The following is a 20,583-nucleotide window of genomic DNA, read 5'->3' as shown; positions in this document are numbered from 1 at the left end:
TTTTTTCAGTTAGCGCATTGGGTGTTGCAAGCGCTTATTATTATCAACCCAAGACCAAATGTGCAGGCCTTATTGCACAGGTATTTTATCCTGGGTGATTGTTCCTTGCAGTTCTTTTCGTTTCACATTGCGTCTTTAGTAACCCCAAACTCTCAACTCCAAACTCTCAACCCTCCGCTCAAACTATCGTTCAATAATCTTCACTTCCGTCCGGCGGTTTTGCGCCCTGCCTGCCTCTGTGTTGTTATCGGCAATGGGCTTGCTGGCGCCAAAGCCTTTTGCCTGCAGGCGGGCAGTTGCAATGCCTTTGCCGGTAAGGTAGGCCACTACCGACTTTGCCCTGTTTTGCGACAGCGTTGCATTGTCTGCTGCATTGCCCACATTATCGGTATGTCCTTCAATCAGGATTTTAACCGTCGGGTTTTCCTGGAGCAGTTGTACCAGTTTGTCCAGTTCGGCTGCCGACTCCGGCTCCAGGTCAAACTTGTTGGTGTCGAAGAAAATGTTCCGGAGCACCACCGAAGCATTAACTTCTATGGGTTGCAGGGGAATATCTTTTCGGTAAGTAGCGTCGGAAGGTTTTTGTTTGAGTGAAAAGTTATCCGAGAAAAACAGGTACCCTCTGCGAGCCACGTTAAATGCATAGTCCTTACCAATAGGCAGGGTTACCAGGTACTCACCGTTTTCGTTTGTCTGTACCCGTGATACCGGGCGGCCGGTGGCAAGATCTATCAGTTCTACACCCGAAGGCAGGCCCTTGCTGGTTTTTACATCATACACCTTGCCTTTTACCCACAGGGTTTTAACCGGACGAACATCGGGGCGTAATTCGAAGCGGTAAATGTCCAGGCGGCCCTTGCCATCAGCCCTATCAGATGCGTAATAAGCCGTCTGGCCATCGGCAGCTACAAAAAGGGTTGCTTCGTTGTTGATGGTGTTGATGGGATAGCCCAGGTTTTCGGGTTTGCTCCATGCACTATCGGTGCGGCGTGCCAGGTACAGGTCGCCGGCACCATAGCCGGGGTGGCCATCCGAAGAGAAATAAAGCGTTTGGTTATCGGCGTGCAGGAAAGGACAGGATTCATTACCCGTGGTATTGATGGTTGGTCCCAGGTTGACCGGCTCGCCAAAACGGCCATTGGGCTGCAGGTGCGAAACCCATAGGTCTTCGCCGCCAAAACCACCCGGGCGGTTGCTGGAGAAATAAATACTGCGTTTGTCGGGCGACAGGCAGGGCTGCGATTCCCAATGCTCCGAATTGACCTTGCTACCCAGGTTGATGGCCTGGCTCCAGCCATCGAGTGTTTTGTAGGCAATAAACAGGTCGAAGCCGCCATAGCCACCGGGGCGGTCTTTGCCGGCAAATACCAGCCATTGGCCATCCTGGGATAGGATCTGGGCGCCTTCGTTATCGGGGGTGTTGAGGCTGCCGTTGATGCGGAAGGCAGGCTGCCAGCCGCTGGCTCCTTTTTCACTGATAAAAAAATCTTCGTCCCGCTCTTTACGGGTAAAGATCAACTCCGTGCCTTCCACACTCATCGAAGGCCAGTACTCAGAATATGGGCTGTTGATGGCATCGCCCAGGTTTTCGGGCCGAAACACGTAGTTGCCGCCTGCATGGGTGCGGGCATAATCAAGTGCAAACTGGTACGACTTGCGGCGGTATTCGGCAGCCTTGCGGGTATTGGCGCCCAGGGCGGGGCGGGCCAGCAGGGCTTCAATGGTTTGTGCTGCTTTTTCAAACTGCCCCATTCCAGCCAGGTTAATGGAGTAGGGGAGGCGGAAATCGGAACTGTAATTGGAGTCAAGGGCCAACGCTTTTTCGTAGGCGGCAACACTTTGTTCGTGTGCTTTTATCTGGCCGTACACACCACCCAGCGAAAGGTAAGCCTCCACATAGGCGGGGTCTCTTTTAATGGCTTCCTGAAGTTGTTGAACGGCGGCAGTAAAGGAGCCACCTTCGGCAAGTTGCATGGCCTGGTTGTAGGCCGCAACCGCTTTTTTATTGATCTTTTCGGGATTGTATTGGGCATGGCTTGCTCCGCCAAAAAGCAGGGCGCTGCAAAGCAGCAGGGCGCAGAGTCGCTTCATAAAATGAAGATACCAAGATGGGGAGTGCTAAAGCGCTAAGGGGATGGTAAAACCTGCTTGGAGAAGGTGACACCTAACAGGTTTTAAAAACCTGTTAGGTGTAGAACCAAAACCTGTTAGGTGTTGGCCTAGGGCACATTGATATACTTATGTACCTGCAACGACAGTTGCCATTGGGGATTCTCTTTAATAAACTCGATGATCAGGGGCGTTATCTGCGCGGCCTTGCTCCATTCGGGCTGGATGTACAGGCGGCAGTGCGGACCTACCTGGGCAGCCCACTGGCGGGCCCAATCAAAATCAGATTTATTAAACACCACGATCTTGAGTTCGTGTGCATGGGGCAATACCCCGCGAAGGGGTTGCTTGAATTTTTTGGGCGAAAGGGTAATCCAATCCAGCGTACCCGAAAGGGGCGAAGAGCCCGAAGTTTCAATGTGGGTGCGCAGACCGGCGGCTTTCAGTTGCCCGGTAAGCTCGGTAAGGTCGTGCATCAGTGGTTCGCCGCCCGTAATCACTACTATTTCTGTGGGGGTTGCTTTAACGGTAGCTACCAGGTCTGCGATAGCCCACTGCGGATGCTTTGCCGCATCCCAGCTTTCCTTTACATCACACCACACGCAGCCCACATCGCACCCGCCCAGGCGGATAAAGTAGGCTGCCTTACCCATATAGGCACCCTCACCCTGCAGGGTGTAAAAGTGCTCCATAACAGGAAGGGTGGTCGTCTTTGTTGCTAATTCAGTCATATCGGATTGTTCACAGGTGCTTAATTGGATTTGTACAAAAGCTGCCATTTTAGTTTGATCGCTTTTGCCTGGAAACAGGTATGGTTGGTAAAGAGTTTCGATTTGTGCTCTTGAAACTGGCGCAATGCTCCTTTCGGTTTCAGTTGCCTGCCAGTTCAAGTTTCATCATAATGTCGGTCTGTTCGTCATCACCCAGTTTGAAAATGTGTTTGTCGAAAGCAACAAAACCATTTTTCTGGTAAAAGCGGATGGCCCTGGGGTTTTCTTCCCACACGCCCAGCCATACATATCTGGCACCGGTTTGCCGGGCCACTTCAATGGCTTTATCGTACAGCAACTGGCCTACTTTTTTGCCCTGGAACTCCTGCAGCACGTAGATCCGCTCTATTTCCAGTGCTCCAAGGTCCTGGAGTTCGGTTTGCGACTGGCCGGTGTTGAGTTTTAAATAACCAATCACCCTGCCATCCACTTCCGCAAAGTAAAATTGCGAATGAGGATTGTTTATTTCTGCCGCCAGCTTTTCGGTAGCAAAACCCGCTTCCAGGTATTTGTTCATGTTCTCCTCGCTGTTGCTGGCAGCAAAGGTTTCTGCAAATGTTGACCGGCCAATCTGTTGTAATTGGGCTACATCCTCAGGTGTTACTTTCCGGGTAATGATATTTTCCATTGTTGCAAATTGGAACAGAACAAAACCAACCCTTACTGTGGGAAATTGGGGTTGCTTCGAAATCTTTTTTTATGGCAAATAAAGAAAAGAGCCGGCAGTTCGGGGCTGTTCATTAAATAAAACCGTTGGGTTTTCCAGCTCAGAACTACCGGCCTGCTCTTTTCCTATCGATGAATGCGACTGCGTTCAGATCACTGGCTCTCTTCGTAGTGCTTCAATGCGCAGCTTTTAAATGTGTTTTTCATCAGCGCTGCAATAGTCATGGGGCCTACGCCACCCGGTACGGGTGTGATGTACGAACATTTAGGCGCAACATTTTCGTAGTCTACATCGCCCTTCAGCTTGAAGCCCGATTTTTTGGTGGGGTCTTCCACACGGGTGATGCCTACGTCGATCACCACGGCACCGTCTTTCACCATGTCGGCGGTTACAAATTCGGGTCGGCCTAGGGCTGCAACAATGATATCGGCGCTCTGGCAGATTTCTTTCAGGTTGTGCGTATGCGAGTGGCAAATGGTAACGGTGCAGTTGCCGGGGTTGCCACTGCCGCTCAGCAGGATGCTCATGGGGCGGCCCACAATATGGCTGCGGCCGATCACTACGGCATGCTTGCCCTTGGTTTCTACCTTGTAGTGTTCCAGCAGCAGCATGATGCCATAAGGCGTTGCCGGCACAAAGGTGCTCTGGCCCAGTACCATGCGGCCTACATTGCTGGGGTGAAAACCATCCACGTCTTTGGCGGGGTCAATGGTATTGATCACTTCCTCTTCGGAGATGTGCTTGGGCAAGGGCAGTTGCACCAGGATGCCGTCCACATCAGGGTCAAGGTTGAGCTCGCGGATCATATCCAGCAGCTTCAGCGAAGAGATATTTTCTTCGGCGCGTACCAGGGTACTTTTGAAGCCCACTTCTTCGCAGGCTTTCACCTTGGCGGCTACATAGGTTTCAGAGGCACCATTATTACCCACCAGGATGGCGGCAAGATGGGGTACTTCCTTGCCCTGTGCGGAGAGCTGGGCAACATTTAATTTCAGGGAATCCTTGATGGCCTGAGCGGCTTCTTTGCCGTTTAAAATTTGCATGGCGCAAAGGTAACGGTGTGCCCCGTACCGCACAAAGTTTAAACGTTAAGGATTGAGCGGGCAGGGTACAGGCAAAAACACCTTTTTTTCAGAACGCCATGGTCCTTTACTGCAGGCGCTTGCATAAGCACTGCAATAAGCGTACATTAAGTAAAACTAACTGCCATGCGGTCCCTCTTTAGTGGCTTCCTGGTTTTATACACTGTCATTGTCTGGGGGCAGCAAGCGTCTCCCGAAACTTTTTACCAAAATCTCATTGCCGGAAGCCGCAAACAGCCTTAAGTGCTGGGTATTTTTTACCAGCCGGCTACCCTGTCCAACATGAACGGGTTTAGTGCCGGCATGTATGGCGCCCGGCCATTTATGATTCCTTCCCTGCATAGTGCCGGTATGGCGGCAGCCTTTGGTTTTGGTAAGCAGGCAGCAGGGTTCTTTATCCAACAACAGGGAGGAGAAAGCCTGCGGCAAACCTGTTATGCAATGTGCTTTGCACAGCAACTGGGCCCGGCTGCCAGCCTGGGTTTGCAGGTGCAATACCTTGGGCAGCTGGCACAGGGGTATGACGCTGCAGGAACAATGGGATATACGCTCAGCAGCCAACTGCAGCTGGCTACGGGTGTACAGGCACTGGCCAGTCTTACAAACCTAGGTACCGGTAAGCGAGGATTGGATAGACAGGTTGCCCGTTACCAATTGGGGATTGCTGCGGATGTTTCCGATGCTCTATTTCTTGGATTTAATTTGGGTAAAACGGAGGACGCAAGCCCTGAAGTGCTGGCGGCCCTGCAGTACCAGTTTGGCGGCAAAGCGCTCCTCCGGGCAGGCCTGGGCAGCGGCAGCAGCCAGGTGGTGTTGGGCATTGGTTATTTCTTCGGTCCCCTGCGGCTTGATGTTTACAGCAGCCTGCATACACAACTTGGATTGAGCCCCGGCTTGCAGTTAGTGTACCAGCCAATACAAAAGAAATGAAGCGTTGGTACATCATACTGATGCTGGGGCTGGCTTGCCTGTCGCTTGCTGCACAGGAGGTGCCACCCAACCTGGGGCAGCAGTTGGAAAATTTAGCTGCACTGTCGGATGTAGCTCCCGATGAAACCCTCCTGCTCCAACTCCAGTACCGGCAGCGCCACCCACTCAACCTGAATACAGCAAGTGCTGATGAACTCAAATTGTTCCCATTTCTTTCGCCCTTACTCATCGAGCAGTTGTTGCGCTACCGCAGCCTTGCAGGTCCGTTGGTAGCTGTTCATGAATTGCAAGCGGTACCCGGATGGGAGCCATCCCTGATCCGCAGCCTGCTGCCATATATTACGGTAACCGCTCCGGAAAGCTGGGCCAGCTGGCGGCAGCGTTTGGCATCGGGTGCACATTTACTGCAAATACGTTGGGGCCGCAGTTTTCCTAAAACGGAAGATTATGGGCAAAGCGAAGCAGGCAGTTTTGCCGGCGACCCCAACCAGTTGCTGGTGCGTTACCTGTACCGGCATCCTCAAGGCCTTCAGTATGGAGTAGTGGCAGATAAAGATGCCGGTGAAACCCTGGCAAAGAAGGGCAGGAGCAGCCCCGACTTTACTTCCTTTCATTTATTTGCCCGGCCCAAAGGATGGCTCAAAGCCCTGGCGCTGGGTGATTTTACCACAAACATAGGGCAGGGCCTGGTACAATGGCAGGCGCTTGCTTTTGGTAAGGGTCCCGAGGTGCTGGCCATCAAAAGGCAGGGGCCGGTTTTAAGGCCTTATGCCTCTGCAGGCGAATTGTATTTTCTCCGGGGCGCCGGTCTTACCATAGGTAGGGGGCATTGGGAGGCAACCTTTTTTGGTGCCCGTCAAAAAACCGATGCCATCACCGGTATGGGTAACGAAGGAACTGCCGTAATTACCAGTTTCCCAACCTCTGGGTTGCACCGCACTGCCAGCGAGTATGCCAGCCGCCGATCGGTGCGGCAAACGGTTGCGGGAGCGGTCGTACAGTATCGGTCGGGGGCTTTCTATGCCGGCCTGAATGGCCTGCTGTATGGGTATGCCCTGCCCATTGAAAAGCAGGCCGAGCCTTACAACCTGTATGCGCCGGCAGGCACCCGTTTTGGAAATGCCGGTACCGACTTTAGCTATACTTTTCGGAACCTCCACCTTTTTGGCGAAGCCGCACTTGATTATAAAAGGAACATAGCACTGGTGCAGGGTGCTGTATTGTCCTTGCGCCCGCAGGTAGATCTATCCCTGCTGGCCCGCCACCTGCCCGCCGGGTATACGGCACTGGTTCCCAATGTTTTTGCCGAAACCGGCAGTGCAACCAACGAACAGGGATGGTACATGGGCATGCAGGTACGCCTGCCTCACCGCATCAGGATGCAGGCCTATGCCGACCTGTATCGGTGGCCCTGGCTGCGCTTCCGGGTGGCGGCACCTGGCGCGGGAAGCGATTATTTATTGCAGGTGCAGGTGCAACCACAGCGTGGCTCGGAAGGACTTCTGCTGTTGCGCAGTGAAAACAAGCCTGCCAATTATTTGCCCGCAGATGCTGCTGTTCCTATTGTACTTGGCCGGCACCGCCAGTCGGCAAGGCTGCAGTGGAGCCATGCGCTCAGCAACCGCTGGCAGTTGCGCTGCCGTGCCGAAGGGGTTGCTGCAAGGTTGGGTTCTTTTGCGCCAACCCATGGCTTCCTATTTTTCTCCGACCTGCAATACCGTCCTCCGCGCTGGGTTACGGCCGATCTGCGGCTATGCTGGTTTGATGCCGCCGATGCCAATGCCCGTATTTTCGCTTACGAACAGGATGTGCTGTATAGCTACTCCATTCCGGGTTTTGTGGGTAAAGGTTGGCGTGGATATATAAATATGCGCCTGAAGGCGGGTAAGGACTTGGATGTTTGGATGCGGGTGGCACATACCCTGAAAAATGCAGGTAAGCCCATGTCAGCCAATGACCTTGGCAGGGAAAGCCGGACGGATCTGAAGCTCCAGTTGGTGTGGCAATGGTAAAACACCGGGGTTGTTATAATAGCCTAATTTCCCATACCGTTTTATATTGTTAAAAACCAATATTTGTAAACAATTTTTTGTTTGTCTTAAGAAAAAAATATATTTGGTGACCTTTAACCCATGGGTCAGGTTTGAATTCACCTCTACGAATTGGTGGTTTTAAACAGGGCTAGGGACTACAAAAGAAGTAGTTTACATGAAACTAAAAGCCTACCCGAAACATCCGTATGACATTGAAGCGCACCTCGATTGCATTGCCGCCATTCCTTTTTTCCCACTTAACGAACGCATGAACCTGCCTGTATTATGTCTTGCTACCTCCGGAGGTGGTAGTAGGAGTTACGGGCCATGCAGCAATCCGCCCTTTAAAATTGCCTTTTATTCTTGAACACAATGTTGCGGCCACCCGGCGCAACAATAAACAGTGCTGCAGCCCTCAAGGACGTTGTGCTGATTTTGCTTTAACGCTTTAACTATAAAACCAGGAGTCCACATGAGAAAAGTCGCATCCTTGATGCCCGTGCTCTTGCTATTGTGCACGTTGGCATTTGGACAGGCCCGTACAGTTACGGGAACTGTTCGTGACGAAAACGGGAATCCCGTTCCTTTTGCAAGTATTACCGAAAGCGGCACCCGTAATGGTACCACCGCTGATATCAATGGTAATTTCCGCCTCAATGTTACCGGAAACAACACCGTGTCGGTTTCTGCAAACGGCTTTACTGCACAAAGCGGGGTGTCCCTCAGCGGCGATGCCCTCAACTTAGTGCTGCGCCGTGCCGAAAACCAACTGCAGGAAGTGGTGGTTACCGGTGCCTACAACACCCGCCGTACCGCCCGTAGTACTTCCTACAATGCCCAGGTGGTTACCGGCGACCAGATGAACACCATTCGCCAAACCAACCTCAACAACGCTCTTGCCGGTAAGGTTTCGGGCTTGCAGGTGCGCAGCCAGTCGGCAGCAGCACTTGGCCGCGAAGGCACCATCCGCCTCCGTGGCGCCTCTGGTTTGGGTGGTGATGAAAACCTGATCTATGTAGTAGATGGTACCATCCTGCCCAATATCCAGGACATTAACCTGGATGATATAGCCGATGTTACTGTGCTGCAGGGCCCCGCCGCTGCCGCTCAATTCGGTCCGCAGGGTGCTAATGGTGCCATTGTCATCAGCCTCAAAAAAGGCACCCGCAGCCGTGGTATTGGTGTTGACCTGAACATTGGTGCACAGTGGGATAAAGTATACGTGCTGCCCAACTATCAGAACTCTTATGCCGGTGGTAGCTCCGCCGACCTGAAGAAGTATACCTGGCGTGAAGGCCATCCAGAAGAGTGGAAAGCGCTGGATGGAAAATACTACCACAACTATTCGGATGATGCCTCCTGGGGTCCCCGAATGGTAGGACAGGAGTACGTTCCCTGGTACAGCTGGTATCCCGGCCACAAACGCTCCTTTACTACCGAGCGCCTGTTGCCCCAGCCCGACAACTCCCGCGATTTTTTCCAAACCGGTTTGACGCTCAACAATACCATCAGCTTCAATAAGGCCACCGAGAACATGAATATTCGCTTCTCGTATGGTAATGTGGATATAAGGGGTTTGCTGCCTACTTCCAGCCTGAAGCGCAATACCTTTAATATCAATGGTTCGGTAAACCTGAATGAGCACTTTACTGTTGGTGCCAACATCAACTATATCAACCAGATTATTAATGGTGAGATTTCGGATGCCTATTCCAACCAGTCTTCGGGTTCATTCAACCAGTGGTTTCACCGCAACATTGATATGAATGTAATGAAGGAACTGAAGGATTACCGCACGCCCCAGGGCCTTTATGCCAGCTGGAACCACTCAGATCCGGAGACTTACGATCCCAACAACCCACGTGGATTTTATGCCGGTAACTACTGGTACAACTTCTTCACCTGGTTTGACCTGGCCAAGAGTGTTACCAACCGCGACCGTCTTTTTGGGGATGTATCGCTTACCTACCGCCTAAACGACAATTTCAGCGTTCGTGGTACTTATCGCAAACAGCAGAACAACTTGTGGTTTGAAGAAAAGTTCCGTTCGGAACTGGCAGAAAGCGCTACCCAGACTACCGGTAACGAGCCCCGTGCATTTGGTTACTACTCTACCCGTCAGAGCAACAGCAACCGCGAGAACGTAGAAGTGCTGGCTACCTATACCCAGAAATTCGGTGACTTCAATGTAAACCTGAACGCAGGTACCGACTTCTTCCGCTGGTTGTCGAAAGAAACAGGTGGTAATACCAACCAGGGCCTCAACCTGCCCAACGTATTTACCCTGTCCAACTCTAAAAACCCGGCCAGTTCGGTGAACAACCGCCTGGAAGAAAAATACCGCGCAATTCTTACCCGTGGTGATGTAGGCTATCGCAATTTCTTGTTTGCCGATTTTACCATCCGCAACGACTGGTTTTCAACCCTGCCTACAGCTGATAACGATGTACTGTCCAAGTCGTTCGGTGCATCCTTTGTGTTCAGCGATATTGTAAAGCAGCCCTGGCTGAGCTATGGTAAACTGCGTGCTTCCTGGGGTGAGATTCCACAGGCCCTCGGTACCAGTTCTACTACCTTTGGTGCGTATCGCTATCCTGGATTTATATATGGTGTAAACCAGTTCCAGTGGAACGGCAACTTTATGATGGGTGCTCCCAACGAACTGGTAGACAGCGCCATCCGTGGTGCCGTGAAAACCCAGCGTGAAGTGGGCCTGGAACTCCGCTTCCTTAAAAGCCGCCTCGGTATTGCCGCTACATACTGGGATGGTACCGAAAGGGATATTCCCCGTTCCGTGCCCATCAACGGTGCCAGCGGTTTTACTTCCAAGTTGATCAACACCGGCGAGTTGGCTAAGAAAGGTTTGGATATCCAACTGAATGTGCGTCCTGTGTGGAGCGAGAATGTTCGCTGGGAATTCAGTGGTACCCTGGGCTGGTTGATCCAGAACAAGGTGGTTCGCCTGGCACCTGGTGTAGAACGTACAACCGGTGTGGATGCTGCTTGGGGAACCACAGGTCCTTACATGGTGCATGCCGAAGGCCGCGAGTGGGGTCAGTTGTTTGGTAATGGCATCAAACGCATCAACGGCCAGCCTGTACTTGACGAAGATGGTTTGTATGTGAACGATCCTAATACTTACTTCGGTAGTGTTCTGCCTAAGTACACCGGTGGTATCCAGAACAATTTCAACATCTTCAAAGACTTTAACGTTCAGGCCAATATTGACTACCAGTTTGGTGGTAAATTCTTCTCCCTGTCTAATATGTGGGGATCTTACTCAGGCCTTACTGCCCGTACCGCTACGACCAACCCCAAGGGTAATCCCATCAGGGATGCCGTTGCCGATGGCGGTGGGGTGCGTGTTGCCGGTGTAGATGCTGATGGCAAACCTGTTGAATATTATGTAGAGGCACAAGATTATTTCCATGGCCTATACAACAAGCTTGCATTTGATGATTATGTGTACGACCTCACATTTATCAAACTGCGTGAACTTTCGATTGGGTACAATATCCCGCTGAACAAAATCGGTAAGTGGGCAAGCTTTGCAAACCGTGCTACTTTCTCGGTAGTTGCCCGCAACCCGCTGTTGATCTACGCCAAAACCCCGGATTTCGACCCTTCTGAAATCAGCAACCTAAGTGGTGAGACTGGTCAGTTGCCTGGTACCCGTGGTTTGGGTTTCAACCTGCGTGTAGGATTCTAATTACCTAATTCAAAAAGAATTATAATGAAGCTTAGAAAATATGTTCCCATGCTCCTGATGCCCTTGGTTTTTGCGGCAACAGGTTGCGATAAAATCGACGATTTTGGTGATACCAACCAGAATCCGAATGGTGCATCAACCCCCTCGGTAGGTGCCCTGCTCACCAACGTGGAAGCTAATTATATTGGTGACCTGGCTGCTAATCCCCGCTCAGGATTGTATGCTCAATACTTTTCTGAAACCCAATACACTGACGCTTCCTTGTATGCAACACCTCAATTGGCATTTAGTGGCGAGTTTGCTGGTGGCAACGCCGATGCTACTGGTTATAATGGTGCCGGTTTGATTGACCTGCAAACTATTATCAATACCAACTCCAGCAATAACCAAACGCAGGTAGCCCGCATCCTGTTGCAGTATTCCTTCTGGACCATCACCGATCGTTGGGGGGATATTCCTTACTCACAAGCGCTTCAGGGTAATACCACGCCTAAGTTTGACACCCAGGAGGAGGTTTACCGCGGCATTCTGACCACCCTTACCGACGCAGTTGCGAAAATGGATAATGCCTCACCCATTACCGGTGATATTATTTACAATGGCAATGTGGCTGCCTGGAAAAAGGCTGCCAACTCTATCCGGATGCTGGTAGCACTGCGCATGTCGAAGGTATTCCGTGGCGCCAATGACTATGCCGCCACCCAGTTCAAGGCTGCCCTCAACGACCCCGCTGGTTATATTGATGAAAACAGCGAGAACATGGTGCTCCGTTACCCCGGTGGTAATTTCCGCAATCCCTGGTATGACCTGTACAATGGTCGTAGGGACTATGCTGAAAGCAAGACCATGACCGACCTGGCTTCCAACCTTTCCGATCCCCGCCAGCAGGCATTTGGTGGCAGAAGCGAAGACCCCACCAGCCCCGACTATTTGCAAAGCTCTAACCTGGGTGTGCCCTATGGCCTCACACGTGCCCGTACAGAGGCTTTCACTAATGGCAATGCCGGCTGGGCACGTATCCTGCGTGGCGATTTCCGCCTGGAGAACAGTGCACAGGTAATACTGGGTGCTGCCCATATTTCTCTGGCACGCGCCGAAGCTGCCGATTATGGCTGGACTGCCGATAACCTGGCTGCTGTTTACCGCCTCGGTATCGAGCAGTCTTTTGCCCAGTGGGGTTTGCCTGCACCCAGCAATGCTTACCTCGCCCAGGCTGCTGTAGCAGTTAGTGCCACTCCCGGTACAGGTGCCAACCTGCAGAAGATCGCTACCCAGCGTTATATCGCTTTTTACCCCGATGGCATCCAAGGTTGGAGTGTTTGGCGTAAAACGGGTTTTCCCGTGCTCACCCCCGCACCCGATGCCACCAATGCTACCAAGCAGATTCCCCGCCGCTATACTTATGGCCAATCGGAGTATGGCACCAACAATGCCGCTACCACGGAAGCTGCCGGCCGGTTCCAGGGTGGTGATGTTCAGGATGCCCGTGTATGGTGGGACCGCCCATAATTGACCATTCGTAAAAAACAGATAACATGAAATACAAACTCTTAAATACTTTTTCCATCCTGTTGGCGGCTTCCCTGGCGCTGACCTCCTGTATCAAGGATGATGTGGATGACCTGACCACGGAAGGTGACTCCTTCGTGAAGATCCTGGAGTCGCCCGAAAAGAAACTGTTCTTTTCGCCATTTACCGATGTGCGTACAGTGGACCTTTTCAGCCTGAGAAAAGATGCGGCTAACAGTGCAAGCCTAAATACCGCTTCTTCGGTTAAGGTTACCATGAATCCTACAGCCATTGAAGATTACAATGCTGAAAACGGCACCCATTTCGAAGTGCTGCCCGACTCTTTGTACACCCTGGTAGACCCCGCAACAAAGGTGTCGGCCACTGAGTATAAGTTTGACCTGGCTGCAGGCCAGGCGGCCAAGGAGTTTTCCATTAAGCTGAACGGCGCTAAATGGGACCTGTCGCATTCTTATGCCATGGCCTTTACCATTGCAGATTCTGCCGGCCTGAACATTACCGAAGGCAAGCGCGATGTGATGGTGTTCCTGGCGGTTAAAAACAAGTATGATGGTATTTACGAGGTAACCGGAAGTTATGTGGATGCAACCAACGGTGCCTTTGTTGCCGCATACCCTTATGAATGGGAACTGCAAACAACAGGCCCTAACCAGTGTATGGTAGTGGATAATGTAAATCTTGGTTTTCCCGGGTTTTTGTTTGAAACCGCAGCTGGTTCTGGTTCCTTTTCTTATTACGGCAATTTCGGCCTTCTGGTGAATTTTGACCCGGTAACGGATAAGATCGTAAGCGTTACCAATTATTACGGACAGCCCGCATCTAATACCCGTTCTGCACAACTGGATCCTACCGGTGCAAACCAGTATGATGCCAGCTCCAAGACCATCAATATCAAATACTTCATGTTGCAGCCTAGTGCTGTACCTGCACCGCCAAACATCAGGGCAAGCTTTAACGAAACCTGGCGTTTTGTAAAGGACCGGTAATACCGGCAAGGTATCTTGTTGATTACCCAACTTCTTGATTGTACTTTTAAAGGCTGTCCTTGCGACAGCCTTTTTTTATGGCAGCTGCTCGTTTTGAATGTGATCCTTGCTCATTGAAAATTGCTCAGGCAGTACCCGAACATTCCAGGTTGGTGATACTATTTATGTTTTGTCAGGTATGCAAGTGGGATCAACTGGTCATTGTGCAGGGGGCTGAAACCGGTAAATCTTTGTAGTATATTTTTTTAAGTTATAAGGTAAAGGCCAAAATAAGATTTGACTTGCATCGTTTTGGCTGATACGCAATGGTTTTCGATCCATTTACAGGAATGAATAGTACTTTATTGTGTATGATTTATATTATCTATTTATTATTTAAATAATACGAAAGCCATATATTAGCGGAGCTTAAGTTCGGCAGTATTTCTACTTATAGATTAATAATCAATGGTGCTTACTGCCGGGTAGCGCCTTACATTTTTAAAACACAAAAGTTTACATGAGAAAAGTCGCGTCACTGCTGCCAGTGCTGATGCTTACCAGTGCATTGGCATTTGGTCAGGCCCGGACCATTACCGGCCGTGTAACCGATGCTCAGGGCAATCCCGTTCCTTATGCTTCGGTTTCTTTAAAAGGCGCCCGCAAAGGCGTTTCCGCCGATCAGAATGGTAATTTCAGTATTCAGGCAGAACCCAATTCCGTACTGGTGGTAAGTGCCGCCGGTTTTCAGAATTATGAAGTTGCTGCCGGAAATCAATCCTCAGTTGCAGTTTCTTTAAGTGGCCAGGGTAGCCTCAGCGAGGTTACCGTAACTACGGCCCTGGGTATTCAACGTAAAAAAAATACCCTGCCCTATGCCGCACAAACCATCAGCGGCGATGCCGTTACCCAAAGCCGTACCAACAACCTGGTGGGCGCCCTGTCGGGCAAACTCTCGGGTGTGCAGGTACAAACAGGTAATGCTTTGGGTGCTTCTACCAACCTGGTAATCCGGGGTAACAAATCGCTTTCTTACAGTAATCAGGCCCTTTTTGTGGTGGATGGTGTGCCGGTGGACAACTCCAATACCAACAGCGCCAACCAGCAAACGGGTAGGGGTGGTTACGACTATGGTAATGCCGCCGCTGATATCAACCCCGATGATGTTGCTTCTATCACTGTGCTGAAGGGCGCTGCCGCTTCGGCCCTGTATGGTAGCCGTGCCGCCAATGGTGTGGTGGTAATTACCACCAAAAGAGGGCGCAAAGGCCTGGGTGTTACCGTTAACTCGGGTGTAACCGTTGGTAAAATTGACAAGAGCACTTATGTGAAGTACCAGAACCAGTATGGTATGGGCTACTCTTCCAGCTATGGTGCCCCTGCGCCCAATAACGGGTTTATGTATTTCGACGTGAATGGTGATGGTGTAAAAGACCTGGTAACGCCTACAACTGAGGATGCCTCTTATGGCCAGAAGTTCGACCCCAGCCTGATGGTTTACCATTGGGATGCGTTTGACCGCACTTCGCCTTATTATAAAACTGCCCGCCCCTGGGTGGCTGCTGCCAATACGCCGGTTTCATTTTTTGAAACTGCTGTTTCTACCAACAACAGCATTATGCTGGATGGAGGCAACGAACAGAGCACCTTTAAACTAGGTTATACCCGCAGCGATGAGCGTGGCATTCTGCCCAACTCAAAACTGATCAAGAACCTGGTGAACTTTGGTGCTACCCACAAGATCACCGAGAAGCTGACCGCCAATGCGAGCATCAATTTCTCCGGCATCACTGGCCTGGGCCGTTATGGTACGGGTTACAGCGGTGGCAACGTAAACCAGGGCTTCCGCCAGTGGTGGCCTGTAAACGTAGACATGCAGGAACTGAAGGAAGCTTATTTCCGTAGCGGCCAGAACATGACCTGGAACTGGGCTGATCCCAGCAAGGAGTCGGGCCTGTATCCTATTTACACCGACAACCCTTACTGGACCCGCTACCAAAATTACCAGAACGACAGCCGCAACCGGTATTTCGGCAATGCGTCGCTGGTATACAATCCCACATCCTGGCTGAACATCCTGGGCCGTATTTCACTCGACTCCTACGACGAACTGCAGGAAGAGCGTATTGCAGTGGGCAGCAACCGTGTTTCTGCCTACTCACGTTTCAACCGCACCTTCCGCGAGCTGAACTACGACCTGATCGCTTCGGTTACCAAGGATCTGTCCAACGACCTGAACCTGCGTGCCCTTGTGGGTACCAACCTGCGCCGCACCACCATCAACGCTATTTATGCGGAAACCAACGGTGGCCTGGTGGTTCCCGGTTTGTACGCCATCTCCAACTCGGTAAACCCCATCAACGCACCTACCGAAACTGCCCAGAAGGTAGCGGTTGACGGTTACTTCACCGGTGCTACCCTTACTTACAAGGAGTTTCTGACACTGGACGGTACTTACCGCCTGGACCGCAGCTCTACGCTGCCCAAGAGCAATAATGCTTTTGGCTATCCTTCGGTTTCTACCAGCTTCCTGTTCTCCAAGTTCCTGCCCCAGTATGGCTGGCTGAGCAGTGGTAAGATCCGCGCCAACTACGCCGAAGTGGGTAACAGTGCGCCTTTTGGTGCTACCAGCGATATTTACAGCAAGCCTACTCCTTTTGGAACAGCCAACCTGTTCTCGCTGCCTACCACCAAGAACAACCCCGACCTGCGTCCTGAGCGTACCCGCTCCAAGGAGCTGGGCCTGGAAATGGCTTTCCTGAAGAACCGCCTGGGTTTTGACGTGAGCTACTACCACACCAATAGCTACGACCAGATCTTCCCCGTAGCCGTTTCTACTGCTACCGGTTACAGCAGCAAGTTTGTAAACGCCGGTACCATCCAGAACAAAGGTTTTGAGGTATCGCTGTATGCAACCCCGGTACGTACCCGCGACTTCTCGTGGGATGTAAACGTAAACTGGACCCGCAACCGCAACGAGGTGTTGTCGCTGTACGAAGGTTCTAAGAACCTGCAGATCGCCTCTTACCAGGGTGGTGTTTCAGTTAACGCTACCGTGGGCCAGCCTTATGGCACCATCCAGGGTAAAACATGGGTAATGCAGAACGGTGAGAAACTGGTAAATGCCGATGGCCGCTATGCCATTTCTACCACTACCAACAACGTGATCGGTAATATGAACCCTGACTGGATTGGTGGTGTCGCCAATACCCTGAAGTACAAAAGCATTAGCCTCAACTTCCTGGTTGACATCAGGCAGGGTGGCGATGTGTTCTCGCTCGACCGTTACTACGGCCTGGCTACCGGTGTGTCGCCCGAAACCGTTGCCCTCAACGATAAAGGCAATCCTTCGCGCAATACCATTGCCAATGGCGGCGGTGTGATCATGCCCGGTGTTACTGCCGATGGTAAACCCAACACGATCCGTGTAGAGAATATTTACGGTACTTATGGCTATGCCTACAACCCCGCAGCCGCTTTTGTGTACGATGCCAGCTATGTAAAGCTGCGCGAACTGAACCTCAGCTACTCGCTGCCCCAGTCCATTGTAAGCAAACTGCGTGCATTCAAGGGGATCGACCTTTCGGTAGTTGGCCGCAACCTGTGGATCATCCACAAGAACCTGCCTTTTGCCGATCCCGAAGAAAACCTGAGCTCGGGCAATGCCCAGGGCTACCAGAGTGGTGCTTACCCTACTACCCGCAGTATGGGTGTTAACCTTAAACTTAGATTCTAAACTGGAAATTGAACATGAAGAAGTTTCTGATTATACCATCCCTGGCACTGTTGGCCCTTACCAGCTGCACCAAGGATATTGAAACGCTCAACGAGCAAACCAAGGCTGCCGCCAAAGTGCCCGCAAGCACCTTGTTTTCCAACGGTGTGCGCAACCTGAGCGATGCCCTGGCAAGCCCCAGCGTAAACGTAAACGTGCTGCGCCTCACCGTTCAGCACTGGACTACCACCACGTATACGGATGAGCCCCGTTATGATTTTACCACCCGCAACATTCCCCAAACCTTTTGGACCCGTTTGTACCGCGATGTGCTGGCCAATCTGGAAGAGTCGAAGCGGCTCATTCCAACAGATAACACCATTGCGGAGGACGTAAAGAAAAACCAGATCGCCATTGCCGACCTGATGGAGGTGTATACTTATAGCGTGCTGGTGAATAGTTTTGGTGACGTGCCTTATTCCGAGGCGCTCGATTACAACAAGCTGTTTCCCAAGTACGATGATGCGGCAACCATCTATAACGACCTGCTCACCCGTATCGATGCGGACATTGCAGCCCTTAATCCTGTTTCAGCAGGTTTTACGGCCAATGCCGATATCCTGTACGGCGGCAGTGTGGCCAAATGGGTAAAGTTTGCCAATACCCTGAAGTTTAAGCTGGGTATCATCCTGGCCGATGCTGATGCTGCCAAGAGCAAGGCTATTGTTGAGGCAGCCGATGCGGGTTCATTTAGCTCCGCTGCGGATAATGCCGTGATCAAGTACTTTGCTACTACGCCCAACAACAACCCCATCTGGGCCGATCTGATCCAGAGCAAGCGCCAGGACTTTGTGGCCGCTGCCACTTTTGTCAATACGCTTAACGGATTGAACGATCCCCGCACAGCGCAGTACTTCAAGGCTAATGATGCCGGTGTGTATGTGGGTGGTGAAGCTGGCTCTACCAACACTTATTCTCTGTTTGCAAAGCCTGGCACCAAGCTGGAAGATCCCGCCTTGCCAGCGCTGTTGCTGAGCTACGATGAACTGGAGCTGTTGCGTGCCGAAGCAAAAGAACGTGGATTCAATGTGGCTGGTACTGCTGCCGATCATTACAACAATGCCGTTCGTGCTTCCATCCTGTATTGGGGTGGTACCGATGCACAGGCTACTGCTTACCTGGCCCAGCCTGCAGTGGCTTATGCTACTGCTCCCGGCACCTTCAAGCAGAAAATCGGGCTACAATCCTGGATTGCGCTGTACAACCGTCCTTATGATGCCTGGACAGCAGTACGCCGCTACGATTACCCGGCACTGCCTGCACCCACGCTGGCTAAATCGGGTTTTCCCAACCGCCTTACCTATCCTGCCAACGAGCAACAGCTGAACGGTACCAACTATACAGCTGCCTCTTCCAAAATTGGTGGCGATGTGGTGGAAACAAAGCTGTTCTGGGATAAGTTTTAAACAGTTGATACAGCATAAAAAAAGGGCCTCTGCAAAGAGGCCCTTTTTTTATGCACTATTCTGCCTCGTCCTAAAATAAGTTGACACAAAAGTTGACTTATATGAGTAACACTGGTGTTAAGGATTATCGCAGGCGGACTCAGAAGGATTATAGTTTAGCCTTCAAGTTGCAGGTAGTAGATGAAGTCGAAAAAGGGCAGCTCACCTGGAAGCAGTCGCAGGTCAAGTACGGCATCCAGGGCAGAAGCACTGTTTTGGTGTGGTTACGTAAACACGGATCTTTGGACTGGAGGAGCAAAGCACCCATGAAGAAGAAAGCACCGCCTAAAACACAGATTCAGCAACTGGAGGCAAAGATCAGGCGTCTGGAAGCGGAAAAGGATATCTTCAACCGTGCCATTGACATTGCTGATGGCATGCTGCAAACCGAGATCAGAAAAAAGTACTTGCCCCTGTCACAAGCAGCTTCCGCAGGCCAGGGGCAAGCAGGCAGCCAGTCGGAACAATAGCAGCTACGCTGGGTTACAGCCGCCAGTACGCCTACAAACTACCCAAACGCGAGGCCGCACAGCGGCACAGGCAGCAAAGGGTAAAAGCCCTGGTGGACCAGCAGCGTAAGGTACTGCCTAAAGTGGGCACCCGTAAGCTGCACCATCTTATTGCAAAGGAGTTGCAGTGTACAGGGTTGAAGATGGGCAGAGATGGTTTGTTTTCGCTCCTGCGGCACTACGGGCTGCTGATCAAACCCCGGCGCAGGTATGTACAAACCACCAATAGCAAACACTGGCTGCACAAGTGGCCCAACCTCGTGAAGGACAAAGCGGTGCAGGGTCCTGATGAAGTCTGGGTTAGCGACATTACTTACCTGAGAACAAAAGAAGGCACGATGTATCTGAACATGGTTACCGATGCTTTTTCGCGCCGTATTGTAGGCTATGCAGTTGCTGAGAACATGGAAACCAATTCCATGATCAAAGCTTTGCAGATGGCCCTTGCGCAGCGCAGGAACCCGCAAAAGCCAACCATCCACCACTCCGACAGGGGGGTACAGTACTGTTGCAAGGAGTATGTGGCTATGAGTAGTACAAACAATGTCTTGCTGTCCATGACTCAAAACGGTGATCCATATGAAAACGCACTGGCTGAGCGCATGAACCGCACCATCAAGGAGGAGTTTGGTATGGACCGAACCCTGAATAGCAAGGAGCAGTTGCGCCACCTGCTCTCAGAATCCATAGCTTTATACAACAGCAAACGTCCACACTTGGCCCTGAAAATGAAAACACCGGATCAGGTGCATAAAACAAAAATCCCGGCCACCTGAGGCAACCGGGACTTCTTCTAAAAACTGTCAACTTATTTTAGGACTATTCATTCTGAAGAGAAAATCCTGCAATGCTGCGAAAATGGCAGCTATGGTTAGGGGAGGAGTGTGCAGAAATTTGCCCATACAATGTTTAAACGCTAATATGAAGCAAAAAAATTTTATTATATTAAAATATATATGTAGTAATTATTGTGTTTATGGCTATAAGTAATGGCCAAGCTGAAAGAAAATTTGATTGATAATCAACTCATTCCCAAAAAAGTGGTGAAATAAGAAGTTA

At 51.2% G+C, this 20,583-nt stretch carries 13 protein-coding genes; 9 read left to right on the top strand and 4 right to left on the bottom strand.

The window, feature by feature from the left end; translation table 11 throughout:
* Positions 1-183 precede the first annotated feature (183 nt).
* From BUE76_RS18230 to folD, 4 genes are all read right to left on the bottom strand, one after another.
* Positions 184-2,091 (bottom strand): OmpA family protein, encoded by a 1,908-nt coding sequence (locus tag BUE76_RS18230; protein WP_073043487.1) that lies wholly within the window; start codon positions 2,089-2,091, stop codon positions 184-186.
* A gap of 128 nt (positions 2,092-2,219) precedes the next feature.
* Complete coding sequence (locus tag BUE76_RS18225) at positions 2,220-2,840, bottom strand: 7-carboxy-7-deazaguanine synthase QueE (RefSeq protein ID WP_073043634.1); 621 nt, start codon at positions 2,838-2,840, stop codon at positions 2,220-2,222.
* A 139-nt stretch (positions 2,841-2,979) separates the two neighbouring features.
* Complete coding sequence (locus BUE76_RS18220; RefSeq protein WP_073043486.1) at positions 2,980-3,507, bottom strand: GNAT family N-acetyltransferase; 528 nt, start codon at positions 3,505-3,507, stop codon at positions 2,980-2,982.
* A gap of 191 nt (positions 3,508-3,698) precedes the next feature.
* The gene (folD, locus tag BUE76_RS18215; RefSeq protein ID WP_073043484.1) at positions 3,699-4,589 is read right to left on the bottom strand and encodes a bifunctional methylenetetrahydrofolate dehydrogenase/methenyltetrahydrofolate cyclohydrolase FolD; all 891 of its coding nucleotides are present in this window, start codon (positions 4,587-4,589) and stop codon (positions 3,699-3,701) included.
* Between the two features lie 282 nt (positions 4,590-4,871).
* Between folD and BUE76_RS18210 the strand changes: the two genes are divergently transcribed.
* The 9 genes from BUE76_RS18210 to BUE76_RS18170 all read left to right on the top strand — a co-directional run bounded on the left by BUE76_RS18210 (position 4,872) and on the right by BUE76_RS18170 (position 20,300).
* Positions 4,872-5,558 carry a hypothetical protein gene (locus BUE76_RS18210; RefSeq protein ID WP_073043482.1) on the top strand — a complete coding sequence of 229 codons (687 nt, stop codon included), beginning with the start codon at positions 4,872-4,874 and terminating at the stop codon, positions 5,556-5,558.
* Positions 5,555-7,570, top strand: coding sequence for a ComEA family DNA-binding protein (locus tag BUE76_RS18205; RefSeq protein WP_073043480.1), 2,016 nt, complete (start codon positions 5,555-5,557; stop codon positions 7,568-7,570). The genes BUE76_RS18210 and BUE76_RS18205 overlap by 4 nt, the downstream gene beginning before the upstream one ends.
* A 493-nt stretch (positions 7,571-8,063) precedes the next feature.
* Positions 8,064-11,300 carry a SusC/RagA family TonB-linked outer membrane protein gene (locus BUE76_RS18200; RefSeq protein WP_083596523.1) on the top strand — a complete coding sequence of 1,079 codons (3,237 nt, stop codon included), beginning with the start codon at positions 8,064-8,066 and terminating at the stop codon, positions 11,298-11,300.
* 24 nt (positions 11,301-11,324) lie between these two features.
* A complete protein-coding gene (locus BUE76_RS18195) occupies positions 11,325-12,809 on the top strand; it encodes a SusD/RagB family nutrient-binding outer membrane lipoprotein (protein WP_073043476.1) in 1,485 nt (494 codons plus the stop codon).
* A gap of 26 nt (positions 12,810-12,835) precedes the next feature.
* Complete coding sequence (locus BUE76_RS18190; RefSeq protein WP_073043474.1) at positions 12,836-13,816, top strand: DUF1735 domain-containing protein; 981 nt, start codon at positions 12,836-12,838, stop codon at positions 13,814-13,816.
* 499 nt (positions 13,817-14,315) lie between these two features.
* A complete protein-coding gene (locus BUE76_RS18185; protein WP_073043472.1) occupies positions 14,316-17,531 on the top strand; it encodes a SusC/RagA family TonB-linked outer membrane protein in 3,216 nt (1,071 codons plus the stop codon).
* 14 nt (positions 17,532-17,545) lie between these two features.
* Positions 17,546-18,976, top strand: coding sequence for a SusD/RagB family nutrient-binding outer membrane lipoprotein (locus BUE76_RS18180; RefSeq protein WP_073043470.1), 1,431 nt, complete (start codon positions 17,546-17,548; stop codon positions 18,974-18,976).
* Positions 18,977-19,077: 101 nt separating this feature from the next.
* Positions 19,078-19,485 carry a transposase gene (locus BUE76_RS25355; protein WP_073043468.1) on the top strand — a complete coding sequence of 136 codons (408 nt, stop codon included), beginning with the start codon at positions 19,078-19,080 and terminating at the stop codon, positions 19,483-19,485.
* Positions 19,482-20,300 carry an IS3 family transposase gene (locus BUE76_RS18170; protein ID WP_143157307.1) on the top strand — a complete coding sequence of 273 codons (819 nt, stop codon included), beginning with the start codon at positions 19,482-19,484 and terminating at the stop codon, positions 20,298-20,300. The genes BUE76_RS25355 and BUE76_RS18170 overlap by 4 nt, the downstream gene beginning before the upstream one ends.
* Positions 20,301-20,583 lie beyond the last annotated feature (283 nt).

The organism is Cnuella takakiae (genome assembly GCF_001953305.1).
GTDB lineage: Bacteria > Bacteroidota > Bacteroidia > Chitinophagales > Chitinophagaceae > Flavisolibacter > Flavisolibacter takakiae.
The sequence above is the reverse complement of the archived record's forward strand: the minus strand, read 5'-3'. Positions and strand labels throughout refer to the sequence as shown.

Bases quoted from the DNA above. Each gene is read 5' to 3' on its own strand.
- BUE76_RS18230 (WP_073043487.1), bottom strand. From the start codon at position 2,091: ATGAAGCGACTCTGCGCCCTGCTGCTTTGCAGCGCCCTGCTTTTTGGC.
- BUE76_RS18225 (WP_073043634.1), bottom strand. From the start codon at position 2,840: ATGACTGAATTAGCAACAAAGACGACCACCCTTCCTGTTATGGAGCAC.
- BUE76_RS18220 (WP_073043486.1), bottom strand. From the start codon at position 3,507: ATGGAAAATATCATTACCCGGAAAGTAACACCTGAGGATGTAGCCCAA.
- folD (WP_073043484.1), bottom strand. From the start codon at position 4,589: ATGCAAATTTTAAACGGCAAAGAAGCCGCTCAGGCCATCAAGGATTCC.
- BUE76_RS18205 (WP_073043480.1), top strand. From the start codon at position 5,555: ATGAAGCGTTGGTACATCATACTGATGCTGGGGCTGGCTTGCCTGTCG.
- BUE76_RS18200 (WP_083596523.1), top strand. From the start codon at position 8,064: ATGAGAAAAGTCGCATCCTTGATGCCCGTGCTCTTGCTATTGTGCACG.
- BUE76_RS18195 (WP_073043476.1), top strand. From the start codon at position 11,325: ATGAAGCTTAGAAAATATGTTCCCATGCTCCTGATGCCCTTGGTTTTT.
- BUE76_RS18190 (WP_073043474.1), top strand. From the start codon at position 12,836: ATGAAATACAAACTCTTAAATACTTTTTCCATCCTGTTGGCGGCTTCC.
- BUE76_RS18185 (WP_073043472.1), top strand. From the start codon at position 14,316: ATGAGAAAAGTCGCGTCACTGCTGCCAGTGCTGATGCTTACCAGTGCA.
- BUE76_RS18180 (WP_073043470.1), top strand. From the start codon at position 17,546: ATGAAGAAGTTTCTGATTATACCATCCCTGGCACTGTTGGCCCTTACC.
- BUE76_RS25355 (WP_073043468.1), top strand. From the start codon at position 19,078: ATGAGTAACACTGGTGTTAAGGATTATCGCAGGCGGACTCAGAAGGAT.